Source organism: Colwellia sp. 12G3, assembly GCF_002836775.1.
In the GTDB taxonomy this organism is placed as follows: domain Bacteria; phylum Pseudomonadota; class Gammaproteobacteria; order Enterobacterales; family Alteromonadaceae; genus Colwellia.
In genome coordinates this window covers 165,898-187,045 of sequence record NZ_PJAQ01000054.1, presented here as the reverse complement: position 1 = coordinate 187,045, position 21,148 = coordinate 165,898, and the positions used below count along the sequence as shown (strand labels likewise).

At 40.2% G+C, this 21,148-nt stretch carries 14 protein-coding genes; 13 read left to right on the top strand and 1 reads right to left on the bottom strand.

What is annotated here, in order from left to right:
- The first annotated feature begins 94 nt into the window (after positions 1–94).
- The 13 genes from CXF71_RS21665 to CXF71_RS12555 all read left to right on the top strand — a co-directional run bounded on the left by CXF71_RS21665 (position 95) and on the right by CXF71_RS12555 (position 18,814).
- Positions 95–664: a c-type cytochrome gene (locus CXF71_RS21665; RefSeq protein WP_232771471.1), complete on the top strand. Its 570-nt coding sequence runs from the start codon at positions 95–97 to the stop codon at positions 662–664.
- A 269-nt stretch (positions 665–933) separates the two neighbouring features.
- Positions 934–1,584: a paraquat-inducible protein A gene (locus CXF71_RS12610; RefSeq protein WP_101233299.1), complete on the top strand. Its 651-nt coding sequence runs from the start codon at positions 934–936 to the stop codon at positions 1,582–1,584.
- Complete coding sequence (locus CXF71_RS12605) at positions 1,571–2,251, top strand: paraquat-inducible protein A (protein ID WP_157826761.1); 681 nt, start codon at positions 1,571–1,573, stop codon at positions 2,249–2,251. Before CXF71_RS12610 ends, CXF71_RS12605 begins: the two co-directional genes overlap by 14 nt.
- Positions 2,248–5,337: a PqiB family protein gene (locus CXF71_RS12600; protein WP_101233297.1), complete on the top strand. Its 3,090-nt coding sequence runs from the start codon at positions 2,248–2,250 to the stop codon at positions 5,335–5,337. The genes CXF71_RS12605 and CXF71_RS12600 overlap by 4 nt, the downstream gene beginning before the upstream one ends.
- A 121-nt stretch (positions 5,338–5,458) precedes the next feature.
- Positions 5,459–6,502, top strand: a complete 1,044-nt coding sequence (locus CXF71_RS12595) for an XdhC family protein (RefSeq protein ID WP_101233296.1) — start codon at positions 5,459–5,461, stop codon at positions 6,500–6,502.
- A complete protein-coding gene (locus tag CXF71_RS12590; RefSeq protein WP_101233295.1) occupies positions 6,492–7,139 on the top strand; it encodes a nucleotidyltransferase family protein in 648 nt (215 codons plus the stop codon). The genes CXF71_RS12595 and CXF71_RS12590 overlap by 11 nt, the downstream gene beginning before the upstream one ends.
- Before the next feature lie 38 nt (positions 7,140–7,177).
- Positions 7,178–7,753, top strand: a complete 576-nt coding sequence (locus CXF71_RS12585; protein WP_232771465.1) for a (2Fe-2S)-binding protein — start codon at positions 7,178–7,180, stop codon at positions 7,751–7,753.
- 2 nt (positions 7,754–7,755) lie between these two features.
- Positions 7,756–10,008, top strand: coding sequence for a xanthine dehydrogenase family protein molybdopterin-binding subunit (locus tag CXF71_RS12580; RefSeq protein ID WP_101233294.1), 2,253 nt, complete (start codon positions 7,756–7,758; stop codon positions 10,006–10,008).
- A gap of 356 nt (positions 10,009–10,364) precedes the next feature.
- Positions 10,365–11,339 (top strand): methylenetetrahydrofolate reductase, encoded by a 975-nt coding sequence (locus CXF71_RS12575; protein WP_101233293.1) that lies wholly within the window; start codon positions 10,365–10,367, stop codon positions 11,337–11,339.
- A 566-nt stretch (positions 11,340–11,905) separates the two neighbouring features.
- Positions 11,906–14,875, top strand: a complete 2,970-nt coding sequence (locus CXF71_RS12570) for a chemotaxis protein CheB (protein WP_101233292.1) — start codon at positions 11,906–11,908, stop codon at positions 14,873–14,875.
- 15 nt (positions 14,876–14,890) lie between these two features.
- Positions 14,891–15,610, top strand: a complete 720-nt coding sequence (locus CXF71_RS12565; protein ID WP_269800815.1) for a PAS domain-containing protein — start codon at positions 14,891–14,893, stop codon at positions 15,608–15,610.
- Positions 15,611–15,908: 298 nt separating this feature from the next.
- Complete coding sequence (locus CXF71_RS12560; protein WP_332871774.1) at positions 15,909–17,792, top strand: putative bifunctional diguanylate cyclase/phosphodiesterase; 1,884 nt, start codon at positions 15,909–15,911, stop codon at positions 17,790–17,792.
- Positions 17,793–18,367: 575 nt separating this feature from the next.
- The gene (locus CXF71_RS12555; RefSeq protein ID WP_101233290.1) at positions 18,368–18,814 is read left to right on the top strand and encodes a PliI family lysozyme inhibitor of I-type lysozyme; all 447 of its coding nucleotides are present in this window, start codon (positions 18,368–18,370) and stop codon (positions 18,812–18,814) included.
- Positions 18,815–19,269: 455 nt separating this feature from the next.
- On the opposite strand, the gene glmS is transcribed toward CXF71_RS12555, so the two are convergent.
- A complete protein-coding gene (gene glmS, locus CXF71_RS12550) occupies positions 19,270–21,102 on the bottom strand; it encodes a glutamine--fructose-6-phosphate transaminase (isomerizing) (RefSeq protein ID WP_101233289.1) in 1,833 nt (610 codons plus the stop codon).
- Positions 21,103–21,148: the final 46 nt, after the last annotated feature.

Below are 21,148 nucleotides of genomic sequence, written 5' to 3'. Positions count from 1 at the left end.
ACCTAATGTAAACGAACAAGCTGCAGCAGCAAGTTCAGATACAAGTGCAGATGCAGCGCCAACAAGTGCCGCTCCTGCAGCAGGTACTGTTGAAATCGTTTCGTCTACACCAGCAGCAGCAATTTACAAAGGTAATGTAGCCGCAGGTAAGAGCAAAACAATGGTATGTGCAACTTGTCACGGTGCTGACGGTAACAGCTTAATACCTATGTACCCTAGTCTTGCTGGTCAAAGTGCTAACTACCTTGCTAAGCAATTAGCTGACTTCAAATCAGGTAACCGTAAAGACCCAGTAATGGCCGGTATGGTTGCAGGGCTAACTCAAGAAGACATGCATGACTTAGCGGCATTTTTTGCAGTACAAACAACTAAAGCAGGTACTGGTGAGTCAAACGAAGCTGGACATAAATTATACTTAGGTGGCGATGCTGCTAAAGGTATTACCGCTTGTATTGCTTGTCATGGTGTTACAGGTAAGGGCATGAAGCAAGCTGGTTTCCCAAGCATTACTGGACAAAGTCAGGATTACTTGAAAAAGCAATTGGCTAGCTTCCGTGATGGAAGTCGTGGTAATGACAATAATGGCATTATGCGTAATATCGCCATTAAATTATCAGATGCTGATATTGAAGCTGTTTCACAATACATCACGTCATTAAAATAATAATGGCCTGGTTGCTTCATTAATAAGTTTCTAAAAAGCAGCGTTTATCGCTGCTTTTTTTTCATTACATTTTTACAAAATTAACGGGTAAATGGATAATAATACCATTTGGATTAATTTAGTGTTCAAAATTCAATGAGGGTAAATTTTCAGATTCAAGGAGTGTGATTGAGCAATAGCGAGCTATTGGGATTGAGCGCAACGCCGACTTGGAGTATTTTAACCAGCGCAAGTGGGTAATAATTTAATGACATTGGTATCAAAGCTAAATGAACAACAAAATTGACACCTTATTATTTGTCGCCTGTCAGCAGTGTGATGCGCTCTACGACAAGCCGCAATTAAAACAGGGACAACTGGCCAAATGTACTCGTTGTGGCAGCATGTTAATAGAGCGAAAAGTCGACTCTATTGAACGTAGCTTTAACTGGTCCCTTGCCGGCTTAATGTTAATGTTGCCCGCAATTTTATTACCTATTATGGGGGTAACCTTGGCAGGCCAATATCATCAAGCTTCTTTGTTTGATTGTATTTTAGTGTTGATTGACCGTGGTTTTTTTATGATAGCGTGCTTCGTGTTTCTCTTCGCGATTGCTGTGCCGATTGTACGTTTAGCTGGTGCATTCTATATTTCCTACTGTTTTAAATTTAATAAGTTAAAACCGTCGTTACTCAATTTTTTTCGCGCTTATCACCATCTTGATAACTGGACTATGCTCAATGTATTTATGCTTGGCATTGTCGTTTCTATGTATAAGTTAATAGATGATACTGAACTATCGGTTAACCTTGGCTTACTGGCTTTTATTTTTTGGTTAATTTGCTCCACTATGTCAGCGGTAGCGCTCGATCAAGACTGTATTTGGGAAAAATTAGAAAAAGCGTTTGCTAAGGATGAGGCACAAGATGAAAACAGCTAAACAACTAGGCTTAGCTTTATGTCCTAAATGCCGTAAGCTAAATAGTTTAGTCACAGAGCCCGTGCAGTGTAGTCGTTGTCATGGCTTATTTTATCAACGTAAACGCAACAGTTTACAGTATACTTTGGCTTGGAATTTTGCCGCCTTACTCGCGTTTATACCCGCGAACTTTTATCCAATAATGATTGTCTATCAATTAGGTATAGGTAGTGAGGCAACCATATTATCCGGTATTGGCGAATTTATTGACCATGGTTTATACCCGATTGCTGTTATTATCTTTACTGCCAGTATCATAGTACCTTTACTAAAAATCATTGGCTTATTTGTGCTCGTTTATAAAGTACATACCGGTATACGTTTAAAACCAGACAAGCATAGTAAATTTTACCATGCACTTGAGTTTTTAGGGCCCTGGTCAATGCTTGATGTCTTCGTTGTCGCCTTAATGGTGACCGTAGTTGAGCTTGGTTTTGTTACCTCGGTAGCTGCAGGACCAGCGATAAATTACTTTACCATTACGGTAATTTTTACCATGTTTGCTGCCAACAGTTTTGACCCGCGTTTATTATGGGATAAGAAAACAGCAACACAAACATCATTATTGTCAGACAATTCGCCAGACCATATATCAGGCATATTACCAGAAGAAAAGGGATATAAATGACCAATAAAAAAGAAATTGCTGCCTCTGAGCAAAATACAAAATCAAACAATCGTGCTGAAGTTGTACCTCGTCAGGGCATCTCTATTATTTGGTTTGTGCCTTTTATTGCTTTAATTTTTGGCTTATGGCTAACGGTAAAGGTGGTTTCTGAACAAGGCACCTTTATCACCATAGAGTTTGATAATGGCTCAGGCATAATACCTAATAAAACAGAAGTACGTTATAAAGGTTTAGTCACTGGTTTGGTTAAAAAAGTCGTTCCGTCTAGAGACTTACAACGCGTTATTGCTGAAGTAGAAATTTCGAAAGACTTTACTGACTACCTCACTGAAAATACGAGTTTTTGGTTAGTCAGTGCTGATATTTCTCTGCAAGGGATCTCAGGACTGGACACGCTTATTTCCGGTAGTTATATCACGATCATGCCGGATACCAATAAAGATGCCGATAGCCAAAGTAACTTTATTGCCTTATCTGAAGCGCCGACATTAGACATGTCGACTCCTGGCTTACACCTGACGTTACATACTGATATATTAGGCTCTATTAGTGAAAACTCCCCTATTAGTTTCAAACAAATCCCCATTGGTTATGTCACGGGTTATCACTACATAGAAAGCAGTAAAAAAATTGCCATTAACATTTACATTCGTCCTGAGTTTGCTCACTTAGTAAAAGAAAATTCATTATTTTATAATACCAGTGGCGTACAAGTGACAGCTTCACTTTCTGGTGGAGTGAAAGTTAATACCGATTCATTGGCGGCTATTATGGCAGGCGGTATATCCGTTGATACTTTAGCTTATCAAACAGAATTATCACCCGCTAAGAACGGTCAAACGTTCCCTTTACATGCTGACTTTCAATCAGCTGAAATGGGTCATGAAATTGAGTTAACGTTAGAGTGGAACTCTGGTATAGATTACAATGCAGCCATTTTATACCAAGGTTTAACCATAGGTGCTATTGAGTCATTCAGTAAAATAGACCCCGTGAGTCGAAAAATTACCGCTACGGCTAAAGTTAACCCACGTGTAGTACCTTACCTTACCGATCAATCACAGTTTTATATCGTTTCGCCTCAAATTAGCCTTTCGGGTTTGTCCAATGCTAAGACGTTACTTACGGGTAGCTATATTAGTATTAGGCCATCTTTAGCAGGTAATACCAGCAACAAATTTAATGTATTTAGTAGCAAGCCTCCTTATAAATATACTGAACCTGGTTTGCACTTAATGCTAACAAGTAGTGATCGTAGTTCATTACAAGTTGGCAGTAATGTTTATTACAAACAACAAGTTGTTGGTAATATACAAGCCATCGAAACAAGCGCGCCAGAGCGCCATTTAATTCATATTCATGTAGAGCCACAATTTAGCCATTATGTGAATAATAGCAGCCGTTTTTACAATAATTCAGGAGTCAAAATATCTGCTAGTTTACTGGGTGTTGATATTCAAGCCCAATCATTACAGAGTATTTTAACCGGTGGCATTGCCTTTATTAGCCAAGATAATGCCCAAGAGTCACAAAAGAAATTGATTCAAAATGGTGATAGTTTCTCACTCTATGCTAATAGTAAACTCGCCCAGCAAAAGATCAGTTTTACCCTAAATATTGCCGCGAGTGAACAGGTAAATAACGATACCCGCCTTTTATATCGTGGCGTTGAAATTGGTGCTATTCATCAAGTAACTATTCAAGGTGATTATCAACAACTGCAGTTAGGGTTATTACCTAAGTATCAGCATATATTAAATGCTAATACGCAGTTTTATTTAGTTAAACCAAGCTTAAGCCTTTCTGGTGCTAGCGATACTGATGCTTTATTGGGAGGTACCTATATCACTTTCAATCTTGGTCAAGGTGAAGTCAAAACTCACTTTACGTTGTTTAGCCAGCCACCGGTAAAACTTGCCAGCGCTCCTGGTTTACAGCTTACGTTAACCACTGACCATGCCAATGTGGCTACGCCGGGTAGTGCGATTAGTTACCGTGGCATCACTATTGGTCAAGTAGACAATGTCAGACTAAATAAAAAAGATGACGATATTAAAGTCAGTATTACCATTGATGAAGAGCACAAAAACTTATTAAAAAGTACCAGTCGTTTCTATAATGCAGGTGGCTTGAGTATCTCAGGTGGTTTAAGTGACTTTGTGGTAAAAACTGAATCCCTTGATGCCATTTTACGCGGTGGTATCAGCTTTTATAATCCTGAATTGTCGCTAACAGCATCAATGGCAACAAGTACGCAAGTCGATGAGCTATCTAGTTTTACTTTATTTAAGCATGAAGAACACGCTAAAAATGCGGGACAAACAATTAGCATTCATTTTAATGATGTCACCGGATTAAAAGTAAATACCAAAGTCGTTTATCAAGAGCAAACGCTCGGTACCGTTGAACGTTTAATTTTTAATGAAAATAAAGTGGGCGTAACCGCTTTAGTGTTATTAAATGATTTAGGCAGCCAATACGCTCGCCAAGGCACAAAGTTTTGGAAAATTGAGCCTCAAATCGGCTTAGTGGGTTCTAAAAACATTGTCGATTTACTGACGGGGGCATTTATTGGTTTGCTACCATCGCATAATATAAAAGCTAAGCCGATAAGTGAATTTCAAGCCCTTGAATTAGCCCCTACGGTCGAGCAATTAGCTTATGGCTTAAATATTAAATTAACCGCAAATCGTCTTGGCTCTGTACGCGTGGGAAACCCTGTGTTGTATCGCCAAATTAAGGTCGGTAAAGTGATTGGTATTGATTTATCGCCTACTGCCGATAAGGTCAATGTTTTTATCAATATAGCCAAGCGTTACGCACCACTTGTTAACAGCCAAAGCCAATTTTGGAATACGAGTGGCATCAAAATTGAAGCGGGTATTTTCTCTGGCGTGAATATCGACTCTGAATCGATAGAAACCCTGATTGCTGGTGGTATTGCTTTTGCTACACCTTCAGTTGATGAAGATGATGCTGAAAAGCTTGATGAAGAATCAACATCCCTACCAACGAGCTTTATTTTGCATCAAGATGTCGATAAAGACTGGTTAGAATGGCAACCTAAAATCGCCATTAACAATTAAAATACTGCTGTTGAGTAAATACGTTACTTAATTGCTTACATTTTAATTAACTACAGTGGTTTAATTTGGTGTATTTCTCATTTATGTTATCTTAATATTTTTTTAAGTGAATAATCCATAAATGAGTAATCGCCTTGCCGCATTATTAGCTAATTGGTTTCCCGAAAAAGATACCTGCCAATGGGTGCTTGCCAGCATCATTGAAACGCAGCGTTCTTCTTATCGTAAAGCGGGTGCTATGATGCTCATTAATAGCCTAGGCAAAAGCTATGGCTTATTAAGCGGTGGTTGTCTTGAAGCGGATTTAAAACGCCAAGCGCAGAAATGTTGGCAGAGCGAAACTAACCTTACTGTTTGTTACGACATGCAAGATGATAGTGATATAGCTTGGCAACTCGGCATAGGTTGTGGCGGTTTAGTCAAAGTATTACTACAACCCATCAATCGAGATAATAATTACCTCGATCTGCTCACGTTAAAAAACCAACTGGATAACCGCAGCGCGTGTTTTTATCATATTGATACCTCCACTAAACACGCCACTTCAGGAAGTAACAATCAAGTTTTATCAAAGGCCGACAGTTCTTTAGAACCTTTAATTGCTATAAAACCCGCTCCGGCTTTAGTCATATTTGGTGGCGGTATTGATGCACAGCCTCTAGTTAAAATAGCGCATACTCTAGGATGGTTTATTTGCTTAGTTGATAGCCGCACCGCCTATGCCAGATCAGCCTACTTTAAAGAGGCCGATTTAGTCCTCAATCAAGATTACGACAACCTAGAGCAAAGTCTGCTGTTACCCAAAGCAGATGCCGTGGTGATAATGCATCACAATGTTTCACTTGATGCTCGCGCCTTACAGTTAGTTAACAGCCAAAATAATTTAGCTGTCGCTAGCTATTTAGGTTTATTAGGACCTCAACATCGAACAGAGCAGGTGTTAGAAAAAGCGCAACTAAACGCAACTGACTTACCTAATAAGTTAGCCAATCCCATTGGCTTTGATCTTGGTGGCGAGCTACCTGAATCTATTGCCCTAGCCATTTTATCTCAAGCACATGCCACAATAGAACAAGCCTCAGGCAAGTCATTAGGCTATTTCCCTAGTAATATAAGCACTAATATCGCTAACAGCATCAAAAAAGTAGTTAGCCATGCAGGTTAATATTATTCTATTAGGGGCAGGTAAAGGCCAGCGCTTCCAATCATCTTCTCCAAATCAAGTTGGCTGTGGCACCATTAAACAACTCGCTCAAATCAATGGTAAACCGCTGATTACTCATAGTGTTGATAAATTACAACCCCTGCTTACCGATCCATCCGTTAACAGTTTATATGTCACCTTAGGCGCCAACAAAAATGCTATTCAGGCTGTTTTACCCCAAGGTGTTTCGGTTATTGCAAGTCAGCATTGGTCTGATGGCATGGGACATACCCTAGCAGAATCTGTTCATTCTATTAAAGCGCAGAGCAGCCATGTATTAATCGCTTTAGCTGATCAAGCATTAATCACCACTGAACATTATCAAGCATTACTCGATGCCAGTAACGAACAGCCTAACAAAGTTATTGCTACCCTCTGTGATGATCAATTAATGGCACCTGCTATTTTTCCCGAAAAATATTTTCCTCTGCTAGTAAAACTGCAGGGCGATAAAGGCGCGGGTAAATTGTTACTACAACATGCCAAAAAAGTTGATGCTATACACTGTAATCAAGCAAAAATTGATATTGATACCTTGTCTGACTTAGAGCGAGTTAGAGAACATTTACAGAGCTCTCTACCCAATGAGAGTTTATAAAAATAAACACTTTCACACTGACAAAACCTGGAGCCAGTATGATCAAAATAATCTTAAACAATAAGCCGGTTGAGCTTGATGTTGATCCACAAATGCCACTACTTTACGCCCTTCGTGACGAGTTAAAACTTACGGGTACAAAATTTGGTTGTGGCGCAGGACAATGTGGTGCCTGTACTGTGCATGTCAATGGCGTCGCTATGCGTTCTTGCATAACACCAGTCTCAGCTATTGCTGAGCAAGCTATTACCACCATTGAAGGATTAGCTGATAATAACGGTAAATTAGGTGACAGTGCTGTGCAAGTTGCTTGGCGTGAATTTAAAGTGCCCCAGTGTGGTTATTGTCAAAGTGGGCAAATGATGAGTGCTGCTGCTTTATTGAAGGCCATTCCTCTGCCAACCGATGAGCAAATAATTGAACACATGCAAGGCAACATTTGTCGTTGTGGTACTTATAAACGTATTAAAGCGGCTATAAAATCAGCAGCCACCCGTGTGTCGGAAAATAAATCATCAGCAACGGCTTCATTAAGCACTAACACAATAAATAATCCTAATGGTGTAGAAATTTTTGATGCCCGTCAATTTGCGCATAAGAAACAAGGAGCGTAACCATGAACTCTATTGAAAATGTAAGTCGTCGCGGTTTCTTAAAAGTTGCCGGTATAACAAGTGGTACCTTTGTATTAGGCATGAATCTCCCTCTTAGTAATGCACAAGCAAAATTGGCTACTTCAGCACTAAACCATGAATTAAACTTCTTTGTTAGTATTGCCAGTGACTCGATGGTGACCTTAGTGTGTCATCGCAGTGAAATGGGACAGGGTATTCGCACCAGCGTGCCACAAATCATTGCCGAAGAGTTAGAAGCCGATTGGCAAAAAGTAAGTGTTGTTCAAGCTAAGGCTGATTCAAAATATGGCTCTCAAGGCACCGCAGGCTCAGCTTCTATCCGTAATCATTTTACCAGTATTCGCCAAATTGGCGCTGTAGCCCGTGAAATGTTAGAGCAGGCTGCTGCTAATATTTGGCAAGTAGAACAAGCTAGCGTAAAAGCTGAAAAGCATTTTGTTATCCACACAGCTACCGGTGAAAAAATTAGTTTTGGTGAACTTGCTAGTCACGCGGCGAAACTTACCCCACCAGAAAGTAAAACAGTGAAGCTTAAAAACAACGCTGACTTTTCTCTTATCGGTAAAGATGTAAAACTTGTTGATTTAGATAATATTGTCGCTGGAAAAGCACAATACGCGCAGGATATTCAGCTGCCCGACATGCTTATAGCAACTATCGTAAGACCACCCGTGGTCGGTGGTAAGGTTTTATCCTTTGATGCCAGTGAAGCATTGAAAATTAAAGGCGTGGTTGATGTTATTGCTTTAAAACCGCGCAGTATTCCTGTGACCACTAATCCATTATCCGGTGTTGCCGTACTTGCCAATAATACTTGGGCTGCGCTAGAAGGTCGTAAAAAGCTCAAAATAAAATGGCAACATGGCGATAAAGCGTTTCACAACAGTAGTGAATTTAGCAAAAAACTTGCCAAACAAGTAAATCAACAAGGTGAAACGGTTGCCAAAAAAGGGGATGTTTACAACCATCAATACAATAATAAAAACACCGTAGAAGCAACCTATACTGTTCCTTATATAAATCACTCTCCAATGGAAACACCTGCGGCTACGGCAATAGTAAATGGCAAAAAATGTACTATTTGGGCAGGAACACAAAATCCACAATGGGCTAAAGGTAATGTCGCACGTGAGTTAGGGTTAGCAAAAGATGAGCAAGATAATATTGAGCTCAATGTCACCTTAATGGGTGGCGCATTTGGCCGTAAGTCAAAAGCCGACTTTATTATTGAGGCGGTTGAATTAGCGAAGGCAAGCAAACGTCCAGTTAAAGTGATTTGGAGTCGAGAAGATGACATTCAACATGGCTTTTACCATTCAATTTCAGCTAATTATTGCAAAGCTGAATTAACCGATAATGGCAGCGCTGACTACTGGTTAAGCCGTAATGCCTATCCACCTATTGGCTGGTTATGGAATGCTGAGGCTAAAACGCCAAGTGATGCGCAACTCGCCCTTGGTTTTGGTGATATACCTTTTGCTTTGAATAATTTAAGTATCGAAAAACATGCAGTCGACTCGTTCGTTAGGCCAGGCTGGGTTCGCTCAGTTGCTTGCATCAACAACGGCTTTGCTTTGGGCTCTTTTGTTGACGAATTGGCAGTGAAAGCAAAGGTGCCCACCAGACAAATGTGGCTGAATTTATTGGGTGATGATCGTCACGTGGATCCTAATGAAAATGGCTTTAAGTACTCTAATTATGATTTAGACTTAACCGCTCACCCAATTGATACCAAACGTATGAAAAGCTTAATCAACTTAATTAGTGATAAGGCCAAAGTTGAACAAAAATTACCTGACAATCAGGGCTGGGGCATAAGCTTTTTACGTAGTTTTGGTTCTTTTGTTGCCGCGGCGACTAAGGTTGAAGTCGTTAATAATAAAGTCACCGTGCTTGAAATGCATACCGCGGTAGACTGCGGCATTGTAGTAACTCCAGATAGGGTTAAAGCGCAAATGGAAGGCGCTATGGTGTTTGGTCTATCCATTGCGTTAATGGGCGAAATATCGGTAGAAGAAGGTAAGGTTCAACAAAGTAACTTCCATGATTCGCCGGTAACACGTATGAATCAAGTACCCGAAATGCATGTGCATATTGTGGAGTCTGATGCCCCTCCTGGTGGCATAGGCGAACCTGGTGTACCGCCAGTGGCTCCGAGTATCACTAATGCTATTTATCATGCCAGCAAAACCCGCATACGTGACTTACCTGTTAATAAGGTCTTTAGCGTTTAAGCTTTTCACTCACTTACTTAAATAAATAGATGAAAAATGCGACTTAGATACAGTGTCTTAGTCGCATTCTTGTTTAAGTTTACCGGTAACCTTATTTACTCAACTTGAATAACCGACGTTATTCTTGAGTATTCCTTTAAAAATAACTAGCTGAATATCGATGAATATCTGACTATAAAGAAGAATAACAACAAATTTCAATACCAGAACAAGCCAATTGGGAGAAGGTCAGAAAATCAACTTAACAATTTAGTGAATAAAATTTCAACTTATACGACAGACAATGGTTGACAAAAAAGGTAAATTGAAAGAATATATAGCCATCTAAACGTCCAGACAAAGCAAAGTAGAATATTTTGACTACACAATCAGAGCTTCAAGCCAGGTACAATGACATTAATCGAGGTGTTTACTTTATTGGCACTACACCGCCAAAAAGTGATACTCCACTTGATAAAGTAGCCGAAATTGCCGAAAAATTGCTTGAGCGCGTCAGTGATATCGACTTTGATGGTCTTATTGTTTATGACATTCAAGATGAAAATTCTCGTATTAGTAAACCTAGACCTTTCCCGTTTAAATCAACCCATGATACGCGGCTTTATTCTTCTTTATTGAATAAAAAATCGAATCATCCTGTGATTACTTATAAAAGTGTTATTCAATCGAATAGTGAAGACTTTAATGAGTGGGCAAACGAAGCATGGGATAAATATGGTGTAAAAGATGTGGTGCTAGTGGGTAGTCCGTCAAAAGATAATGAAATATCTTTACCCTTAGCTGATGCTTATAAAGCCTTAGTCGATAATCCCAATAATTTTTTTATTGGCGGTGTCACCATTGCTGAGCGCCATGCGAGTAAGAAAGATGAGCATAAACGCCTAATTTCAAAACACCAACAAGGCTGTAGTTTCTTTATTTCCCAAGCGATATACAATCCACAAGCGACCATCGACTTACTTACTCGTTATGCTATTGAATGCCAAAAAGAAGGCATAAAACCACAACGATTGATCTTAACATTCTCGCCATGTGGCAGTAAAAAAACCTTAGAGTTTATTGAATGGTTAGGCGTTAATGTTCCCGAGGCAACTAGTTTACGTATTCTTAATGCAGACAACCCGTTGTATGAATCAATTCGTAATTGTGTCAATAGCTTGCAACAAATTTTAGATGCTATTCTTCCTTATGATTTACCTTTAGGTTTAAACATTGAGAGTCTAACGAATCGTAAAGAAGAAATAGACGGCTCTATTTTATTGTATAAATTATTACGTTCAAAAATGGATAATTTTTTAGCAAAAAAAGAATTATCTGCTTTAAATAAATAATAGTATCTGACTGAAAACCAAACTACCAACAGTTAACGATTTTCTTCCGGTGTTGCCACAAAGGAGACACTAGCCCCTAATTCAAAAAGGACTGCTCACAATCTAAAGCGGACGTTAGCATTCAAGATTACCTTTTGACTTCTTTTAGCCAAAAGCGGAAGTAGAGCAATCATCAACACAGTTCAGGTCATGCCAAAAACCTGACCTAAATTATCTCTAGAATTCATTTAGATTTACGTTCACTTAGGATATGAAAGCTGACGTTAGTCATTACGTATCTAACGGCAACTGCTCCGACACAGCTGCCATTAGCATCAATTAATATTTTATGGCTTTATTTCGCTAAAAGCAGTTATTAGATTTAATGCCTGTCATGCCAACTTGAAGCTTAGAGCGTCTTTCAACAACAGTAAATCAGTTCGCACTTTCCGATTAACTGCGAAACACAAAAATGATGAATTTTATAAACAGTTGTCTAGAATTAGTTGACCACTGCAACAGTATGTCTACAATAGATAAACTCACCACCATAAAGCAAATCTATCCTGATGAAAAAGGAAATTAAAATGGCTAAACGAAGTCTTTCCTCTGACTCCAGTCGATTGCCTGTTGTGAATACTCCAATAATTGTAGGTATCGGCGCTTCTGCTGGAGGCTTGGAAGCCTTAGAGGATTTTTTTTCCCATGTGCCAACCCCTTGTGGCATAGCCTTTGTTGTCATCCAACACCTTGACCCAACTCACAAAAGCATCATGCCAGAGCTGTTGCAACGTATAACGCAGATGAAAGTAACACAAGCTCGTAACCGCTTAAAAGTAAAGCCTAACTGCGTGTATGTGACCCCACCTAACAAAGACTTGTCCATTCTTCACGGCTCATTACTTCTGCTTGAACCCGTGGCTAGTAGAGGATTACGGTTACCCATTGACTTCTTTTTTCGAGCACTGGCTGATGATCAGCATGAGCGTGCTGTGGGTATCATTCTGTCTGGCATGGGCTCTGATGGTACAATAGGTTTACGCGCCATCAAAGAAAATGCTGGACTGTCTTTGGTGCAGTCACCTGAGTCTGCAAAATTTGATTCAATGCCATGTAGCGCGATTAACGGGGGACTGGCTGACATCATAGCCCCTGTTGAAGAACTACCAGAGCAGATGATGGCATTTTTCAACCATAACCGACGAGGCGTCACAAAGGTTATTGAGCAGGGATTGGCACTCAAGTCAAAAAGCGCACTAGATCAAATCGTCATCATATTACGTGAACGGACTGGAAACGACTTCTTACTCTACAAGAAAAACACCATATATCGCCGTATTGAACGACGTATGAGCCTACATCAGCTTAAAACCATCGCACTCTATGCACGCTATCTGCGTGAGAATCCACAAGAGCAAGACCTACTGTTTAAGGAGCTGTTAATTGGGGTAACCAATTTCTTTCGTGATAAAGACGTTTGGGCGCAGCTCAAGTCAATTTCACTGCCAGCACTCTTAGCCAATTATCCACAAGGTAAAGAGCTGCGAGCATGGGTCACTGCTTGCTCTACCGGAGAGGAAGCCTACTCTCTCGCCATGACAGTAATGGATGTATTGGATAACATTAAGCCTAAAGGGCGTTTCAAACTGCAAATATTTGCTACCGACCTTGATGAGGATGCCGTCAATATTGCACGAAGAGGCTATTATTCAGCAAATATTGAAGCTGACGTATCTCCACAGCAATTGACTCGTTACTTCGTTAAAGATGAACAGGGTTATCGCGTCAACAAGCAAATACGTGACATGATAATTTTTGCACCACAGAACATTATCATGCATCCACCGTTTACTAAGTTAGATATACTCACTTGTCGTAACCTGCTTATTTACTTCGAACCAGCACTACAGAATAAGCTACTCCCATTGTTTCACTATTCACTCACTCCGCACGGTATTCTGTTGCTGGGTAATGCTGAAACTATTGGGAGTTTCACCTCATTATTCAAACCGATTAATGAAAGTATTCAATTATTCACTCGCATCGATAATCCTTCACAACAAATAGATGTCGACTTTCCCACACGAGTATTTCCCATTGTATCTTTGCTAGATAATCAACCAGAGAGCTTCACAGAGATGAATACAAATATCACCAACCTGCAAACACAGGCAGATCAAATTATTCTACAGGGCTACTCGCCAGCAGCGGTATTGATTAATACTGACGGCGACATTCTCTACATCAATGGTCGTACCGGAAAGTATTTAGAGCCAGCAGCGGGCAAAGCCAACTGGAATATTCACGTGATGGCGCATGAAGCATTACAACATCAGCTTGACGTTGCTATGAAGAAAGCACAAGAGCAAGTAGAGCCCGTTATTATTAAAGATCTGACGCTAGATACAGTCACTATTAATCTGACAGTACAAGCCATTACTAAACCAAAAGATTTGTGTGGCTTACTGATGGTGGTGTTTACTGATGTTGTAAAACCAGTCAAGTCACCACGCAGAAAGCGCGGGGCTGCTGAGCAAGAAAGTCAGGCCGAGCTGCAACAGGCACATGAACAAATCCAAATGCTTCGCGAAAAAATGCAGTCCTCGCAAGAGGAGCTGAAGTCCACCAATGAAGAAATGCAATCGACTAACGAAGAGTTGCAGTCCACCAATGAAGAGCTGACCACGTCTAAAGAAGAAATGCAGTCGATGAATGAAGAGCTGCAAACAGTCAACGCTGAGCTACAATCCAAAGTTGATGATTTATCGTGGGTCAACAACGACATGAACAATCTGCTCGATAGTACCGAAATCGCCACTATATTTCTGGATAACGAGCTGCATGTGCGACGCTTCACCGCCCATGTGTCCCATCTATTCAAATTAATATCAAGTGATGTCGGTCGCCCACTTTCTGACATTTATACTAATCTAAACTATCTCGAACTAGAGCATAATGCGAGGATGGTGTTACAGACTTTGTCATCCATAGAAGAAGATATAACGGCGAGCGATGAACGCTGGTTCAAAGTCCGCATCATGCCATACCGGACACAGGAGAACGTAATTGATGGTGTGGTCATTACCTTTATTGATATCACCGAAAGTAAACGGATAGCAGCGGATATTGAAAGTGCTCGAAAAGAACTGGTGATTATTAATGAATCTGCGAGTCAAGCTCATCAATTTGCAGACTGCCTCATCAATACCGTGCGTGAACCCTTAATTTCTTTGGATCAAAATCTCAGGGTGGTCACCGTCAGCCGTTCTTTCTATGACTTATTCAAAGTAAAGCCGGAACAGACCATCGGGCAACTTATTTATGACTTAGGCAACAAACAGTGGGATATCCCCAAGCTGCGAGAACTGCTGGAAAAAATTCTCCCTGAAAAGACCAGTTTTGACAACTATGAGGTTGAACACGATTTTGCCAGCATAGGCAATCGCACCATGCTTTTGAATGCTCGACAGATTGAACAAGAGAAGGGACAGAAGCGAAGTATTCTGTTGGCTATCGAGGACATCACCGAGCGAAAAAAGAGAGAAGCGGGCCTTTAAAATACCCAAAAATAACTGGAGAACAGTTTAGAATACTTCGAGAGAATTTTTAAGTTGTCAGCATACATGGTTTGTATTGCCTCTCTAGAAGGAACTTTTAGGAAGGTTAGCCCTGCATTTACTGAAACTCTTGGGTTTTCTGAAAAAGAGTTTCTTGCTAAACCTTTTGCTGACTTCGTTCATCCGGCTGACAGAGAATCTACTGAAGATAAAATGGAGCCTCTCGCAAGAGGGTTACCGATTATACGATTCCCAAACCGTTATATATGCAAAGATGGCTCTTATAAATGGCTTGAATGGACAGCTCGCTCTTTTGTCGACGGAGGAGACATATATGCTATTGCCTATGATATCACCAAGCTTAAACTAGCAGAAGAAAGACTCAAACTTGACACTAATGTATTCACCCATGCAACAGAAGGAGTTTTTATCACCGATGCACTAGGTGCCATTATTGATGTAAATGATACATTTACTGCTACAACGGGATATAGCCGTGAAGAGTCAATTGGGCAGAATCAGAGTATGCTTAAATCTGACCGACAAGTCCCCGAGTTTTATGACGACATGTGGCAAGTACTACTGGAAAAAGGGTTTTGGTCTGGTGAACTATGGAACCGTCGTAAAAGTGGGGAAATATATGCCCAAATACTCAACATTAGTTCAGTCGAGGATGTTAGTGGTGAAATAAGTAACTACATCGCATTTTTCACTAATATTACATTGAAGAAATAGCATCAAAATTAATTAAAGCATATTACCCATTATAACGTAATAACAGTAATAACAGTAAATTAGGAGAGTATTTTCTGATTAACACCGAAACAGAAGTTCGAGGCATTCTATAAAAAGTTTTCCATGATAAGTTGACCGCTTGTAGCATTAAGTAGTCTACAATAAATAAATACATTCATTTTAAAGAATATTTATCCTGATGAAAAAGCATAGAACAATCGATGGCGTGGTCATTATCTTTATTGATACTAGCCAAGCTAAAGAACGGACTAAGCTTAATAAGGCCTAGTGAATAGTCATGCAATCAAAGTCATATAAGCCACCCTCAATAGCGATTCGCCAGCAAGCCGAAGCGAAACTGAAAAAACAAGCTCAGGTTGGGCGTAACAAAGGCGCCTCAAGCGAAGAAAGCGCCAAGAAGATGCTACACGAGCTGCAAGTGCATCAAATTGAACTGGAGATGCAGAACGAGGAACTCCAACAAGCACGAATAGTTGAAAGAAAGTCTGCTCAACGCTATACAGCGTTATTTGAGTTTGCACCGATAGGTTACTTTGCGCTCGATATGAGTGGTACCATCAGTCAGGTTAATTTGCGAGGTGCTAGCCTATTGGGTATTGAACGAATCAACTTGGCAGGAAAAAACTTTTTGAATTACATCGCGGATCAACATCAAGAGGTATTCAAGACATTTCTGGTAGCAACATTTGAAGACGAAGGTATACAAACCTGTGAGATTTTAGTGCAGCTTGATACTCGTACGCTGTGGCTCAGTGTTGAGGCTAAATTCGGTGACTTTGGTACTGATTGTCTTATCGCGTTAATTGACATCACCCCAATGAAAGAACATCAAACGCAACTAGAGCACATAGCCCATTTCGATTTACTGACCAACCTACCTAATCGTGTATTACTTTCTGACCGATTATCTCAAGCCATGTTGCATTGTAGTCGAAATAAGCAGTCACTCGCTGTCGTATTTTTAGATTTAGATGGTTTTAAAGCCGTTAATGATACTTATGGGCATGATCTGGGGGATGAGCTGCTAATTGCACTGTCAGTCAGTATGAAGAAGGCGTTACGTGAAGGTGATAGCTTAGCTCGTATTGGCGGTGATGAATTTGTGGCCGTATTAACTGACTTAAACACCGTTGAAGACTGTGAGCCAGTATTAGAGCGATTCTTATTGGCATCGTCTGAGCCTGTTACAATCGATAATGTGGTATTAAATGTATCAGCCAGTATTGGCGTCACCCTCTACCCGCAAGACAATGTGGATGCAGACCAGCTCATGCGCCATGCAGACCAAGCCATGTATGTGGCTAAAGAATCAGGTAAAAACCGTTATCACTTATTTGATACCGTTCAAGATGACGCGGTTAAAGTGCGACGAGAAAGCTTAGAGGGTATTCGCAGCGCATTAGATAATCATCAATTTGTGCTTTATTATCAGCCAAAGGTTAATATGCGAACAGGTAAGGTGATTGGAGCTGAAGCGTTAATCCGTTGGCAACATCCAGAGCGAGGGTTATTAAATCCAATCGAATTTTTACCTGTTATTGAAAATAATCCCATGATGATTGAGCTGGGTGAATGGGTTATTGACAGTGCACTGACACAAATGAGCCAATGGCAAGCCATGTGCCTTAATCTCCCTATAAGTACTAGCGTAAACATTGCCGCAGTTCAATTACAACAGCCTGACTTTGCCCAACGACTAACGACACTGTTGGCGGCCCACCCGGATATTGAACCGCGCTATTTAGAGCTAGAGGTGCTGGAAACAAGTGCTTTAGAGGATGTAAATCATGTTTCAGCAACGATGCATGCTTGTATGGTACTGGGCGTAAACTTTGCCTTAGATGATTTTGGCACAGGCTATTCTTCCCTAACTTACTTAAGACGATTACCAGCAAAAATAATTAAGATAGACCAGACCTTCGTACGCGACATGTTACATGACGCTGATGACTTAGCCATTGTTGAAGGGGTAATAGCCTTAGCTAAATCCTTCAAACGTGAAGTGATTGCTGAGGGTGTGGAAACGATTGAACACGGTACTGAGTTGTTGCAACTGGGCTGTGATTTGGCACAAGGTTATGGCATTGCCAGACCAATGCCTGCAAGTGATATTCCAGCGTGGATTAATGACTGGAAGCCTGTTGCTAGTTGGCAGAGATAAATAAACGACAAGGCTACTTGAAACTAATAGATTAAGTATTAAAGCTAACGTCCGTATTCGTTCTTTTACCCCTAAAAACCTTAAAAATTTACCTTTACTAAGGGCAGCAATGTGTTCACAGTTGCCAATAGCAGCATTAAAATTAACGTCAGCTTATAGGTGTGATGCAGAAGCTTTGATTTTATCACTCTAAGTTTCCGCCTAGCGCACAGAAAAGTCATAAAAACGGAATAGTGAAAGGTCAGCTAACGTATCTAAGTGAACATAAATTTGACTAATTTTGAGGACTAATTTAGCTCAGCAATGTGGCAGATAATGACCTTAGAACAATGAGATCTTTTAAGTTTGTCTTCACCAAAAGCTAACATCAAAAAAGTGCGCTTAGTTGACGTAAGGGATTGAAAATATTAATGTCTCATTAAGTGGCAATAGTGACGTTTTAGCGATATTGTTTATACAATAGAAGTCCAAATAAAATTGCTACACCTATGCTACAAATCAATTACCAACAAGTCCTTAAATGGCCGTTAGGCACCGCTAGTGTCTGAGCTATTTCCGCTGCAAATGGAGCAGATATGACAAAAATTTTTGCACTCGCAACAATTATACTTCTACTTGGCACGTTGCCTGCCATGGCATCAGATAGATTTATAAAAAAATTAACACTTCCCTCTGGCCAAACAATTGTAATTTCAGAGGGGGAATTCGAGGCTAGATCCATAGGCAGTTTCAGTATTCGACTGTACCAAACTGCTCCAGCCGGTGATGAAACGACTTTTTTCATTAGTGGGCTTATCAATGCTCGAGATGGCTTCATAGAGAAGGCAATACTTAGTGATATAGATAGTGACAATAAGCCAGAGGTCATTGTGATCATTCGTTCTGCAGGGACTGGTGGCTACCTTTCTGCTTATGCATTCGAAATAAGCAATGACCAGAAGATGAACTTAATCTCTAAAGTTGAGGGTCTTCAAGCAGAAGCAAACCCTATCTCGGCTCTAAAGAAACCAAGGGCCAGATAAATGCCTAATAAATCACTTAACCGGACGTGCTACGCTAACGCTTCGCACGCCTGTTAGTTCTAACGTTAGCGATACAAAAACTAATCAAAACTCACTTATAGACAGTTAGTTCAATGTCATGAAAGTGGCGACGATTATCATAATTAATTAACTATGGTTTGTTCTTTAGGTCAACGGATAGCCAGCTACTGCCCTTAGAGTTATATTTTAGAAGTTAACTATTTCAAAGTTTAATTAAATTTTTTGAAAGGATTTTCTGTACTTAAACGTAATAATTCCAGTTTCTGACTTTAATTAACGGTTTCCATCTTTATTCAACTCCTAAAATTGCCACTACAAACAAAAAAAGCCCCACTTACAAAGTGAGGCCTTTTATTTAGGATATTGTTTCCATCTTTATTTAGACGTTTCCAACTTTATTCAGAACCCACAATTGCCAGGCTAATCGGTCATCATTACTCGACCGTAACTGATTTCGCCAAGTTACGTGGTTGATCTACATCCGTACCTTTGATTATCGCTACATAATAAGAAAGTAGCTGTAATGGTAAGGTGTAAACGATTGGTGCGATAATATCGTCACAATGCGGTACGTTAATTACTTTCATGGTATTGTCACTTTCAAAGTGCGCATCAACATCGGCAAACACATACATTAAGCCACCACGTGCACGAACTTCTTCAACATTTGATTTAAGTTTTTCGATTAAATCATTTTTTGGTGCGACAACAATGACTGGCATTTCCGCATCAATAAGCGCTAGAGGACCATGTTTAAGTTCACCAGCGGCATAAGCCTCTGCATGAATATAAGAAATCTCTTTCAGCTTCAATGCACCTTCCATTGCGATTGGGTATTGATCACCACGGCCTAAAAATAACGCGTGCTGTTTATCAGCAAAATCTTCGGCTAAATCTTCTATTGAAGAAGCCAGTGCTAATACTTCATCAAGTTTTGCCGGTAACGACATTAATGATTGCGTAATTTCGGCTTGCTTCTCATCAGACATACCATGATGTTGACCAATAGCTACGGTCATCATTAATAAACCAACCAGCTGAGTAGTGAAAGCTTTGGTTGATGCTACACCAATTTCTGCGCCCGCTTTAGTCATGAAAGCAAGATCTGATTCACGAACTAACGATGAACCCGGTACATTACAAATAACTAAGCTTGACTCATAACCTATTTCTTTCGCTAAACGTAAAGCCGCTAAGGTATCTGCAGTTTCGCCTGATTGCGAAATAGTTACCAATAAAGAGTTTTTAGGCACAAAAGATTTACGGTATCTAAACTCACTAGCGATTTCAATATTACAAGAAACACCCGCTAGCTCTTCTAACCAGTATCTTGCAACCATGCCTGAGTGGTAACTCGTACCACAGGCAATAATTTGTACGTGTTCTACATTTTTAAATATCTCATCAGCGCCTTCGCCAAACGTGTTGATATCTAACATGCCATTTACTAAACGACCTTCTAATGAATTACGGATAGCAGTAGGTTGTTCGTACGTTTCTTTTAACATGTAGTGACGGTATTCACCTTTATCACCACTGTCATGCGAAACGTTAGCATCTTTCGCTTCACGTTCAACGGGTTCGCCATTGGTGTCGAATATACTCACGTTGAAGCGACTAATTTGTGCGACATCGCCTTCTTCAAGGTAAGAGAATTTACGTGTTACTGGTAGTAACGCCATAATGTCTGAAGCAATAAAGTTTTCGCCTAAACCATAGCCGATAACTAATGGGCTGCCAGAACGCGCAACAATGATGTTGTCTTTATCGCGACTATCCATGACAACCGTACCGTAAGCACCATCAAGCTGCTTAACAGTTTTTTGTACTGCTGATAATAAAGTATCACTGGTTTTTAGTTCATGATGAACTAAGTGCGTAATAACTTCGGTATCAGTTTGCGATAAAAACTCATAACCTAAACCTTGTAGCTGACTACGTAAGGTTTGATGATTTTCAATAATGCCATTATGCACAACCGCAATAGTACTATTAGAAACATGAGGGTGAGCATTTACTTCGCTTGGTACACCATGTGTAGCCCAGCGTGTATGTGCTATGCCAGTGCCACCCGTTACAGGTTGCTGCTCTAATGCTTGGGCAAGCTCTTGTACTTTACCTAAACGTTTTGTCGTTAATAGTTCGTTATTGCTATTGATCACTGCAACACCAGCAGAATCATAACCGCGATACTCTAATCGCTTTAAACCTTCTACTAAAATATCTGCTACATCGCGTTGCGCTACTGCGCCGACTATACCGCACATAATATTGATTCCTTTTTCATTTTTACATATTTAATTGTTTGAGCTT